Source organism: Flavobacterium sp. FPG59 (genome assembly GCF_002150205.1).
Classification (GTDB): domain Bacteria; phylum Bacteroidota; class Bacteroidia; order Flavobacteriales; family Flavobacteriaceae; genus Flavobacterium.
In genome coordinates this window covers 1-1390 of the sequence record NZ_MTCA01000374.1, presented here as the reverse complement: position 1 = coordinate 1390, position 1390 = coordinate 1, and the positions used below count along the sequence as shown (strand labels likewise).

General features: G+C 32.1%; 1 protein-coding gene and 1 pseudogene. One reads left to right on the top strand and one right to left on the bottom strand.

Annotation, left to right across the window (positions count from 1 at the left end; all coding sequences use genetic code 11):
• Nucleotides 1-207 (bottom strand): annotated as a pseudogene (locus FPG59_RS16080) (IS1182 family transposase); the annotation flags it as partial.
• 94 nt (nucleotides 208-301) lie between these two features.
• Here FPG59_RS16080 and FPG59_RS16075 point away from each other — a divergent pair.
• Complete coding sequence (locus FPG59_RS16075; protein WP_086455532.1) at nucleotides 302-1009, top strand: Yip1 family protein; 708 nt, start codon at nucleotides 302-304, stop codon at nucleotides 1007-1009.
• The last annotated feature ends 381 nt before the right edge of the window (nucleotides 1010-1390 follow it).

Sequence of the window (1390 nt, the reverse complement as noted above, 5' to 3'; positions counted from 1 at the left end):
ACCATATAAATACAATTTTAAAAATACCGCTGTGGCAAAACTTGGGCGACCTTCTTTTTGTAAAACCTTGGACGAAAAACCTATTTTATTTAAATCAATAACTTTTACAAAAGCATCGATAAAACGAACCGCATTATCTGCTGTAATTTTATCTTCTAAACTACTAAGCTGTAATTGATGGCGAGATATTCCTTGGATATGTTGCATAATTAAAAATACGATTTTTCTCTCTATAAAAGAAATAAAAAACTATATTTGTTAATAGACTGGGAGGTTTTTTCACAGTCTGACGTTGGCAGAAATGCTCACAAAACCGCTAAACAAAAAAGAAACATTAAAAAATATGATTGAAAATTTTGAAAACTTTGAAGATATATTGGACTCAAACTCAATTTCTGCTGAAAATATTTTTACCAAAATTTGGACTTCACCAAGAGAAGTTTTTAAATTTATAATTACATACAAATATGATAAGTATGTAACATTATTATTAATTTTTGCAGGAATTTCAAGAACTTTCGATAGAGCATCAATGAAAAACATGGGTGATAGTTTCTCGATTTGGGGAATAATTGCATTTTGTATTATTATTGGTGCAATATTCGGTTGGGTTACTTACTATTTATATTCAGCATTAATAAGTTGGACTGGAAAATGGATAAATGGAAAAGGAAATACTGATTCGATTTTAAGAGTTTTATCTTACGCATTAATACCTTCAATAATTTCTATGCTTTTTCTTATACCTCAAATGATTGTATATGGCAACGAAATGTATAAATCGGATGGAGATATAACAAGCGGTGGAATTGTTTCAAATATAATTTTTTACGGTTCAATGATTTTAGAATTCGCTCTTGGACTATGGAGTTTGGTATTATGTGTAATTGGAATATCCGAAGTTCAAAAATTATCAATTGGAAAGTCAATTTTAAATTTAATTTTACCAGCAATAGTTATAATGACACCAATTTTGATTATAGTATTAGTAATATATGTAATTAACTAAAAGCACTATCTGCCAACAGATAAGGTTTCGTTGCGGCTGCAAGCCGAACAATGAAACCTGTGTTGAACGGAACCGGTCATTGGCAGGAACTATGGAGTTATCGTAAAGTTTAGAGAGAGAATATGAAGAGGATTTAGTATCCTCTTTTTTTTGAAGTAGTTTTAAATATAGTTTTCTAGTGTTTTCATTCACTTTTGGACACAAGTGCCCTTACCCACAAAATTAGCTTTTACAGGGAAAGGAGTTTTGGCCACCGCCAAGATACCATCCCGACGCTTCGGGAGGTGGACCACGCTGATCGAAGACTGCTATGCGGTGTAAATTTCCTGTTTTACAACACGGACACTTGGGTAAAAAGGGTTTCTTCTCCCGCTTTTCCAT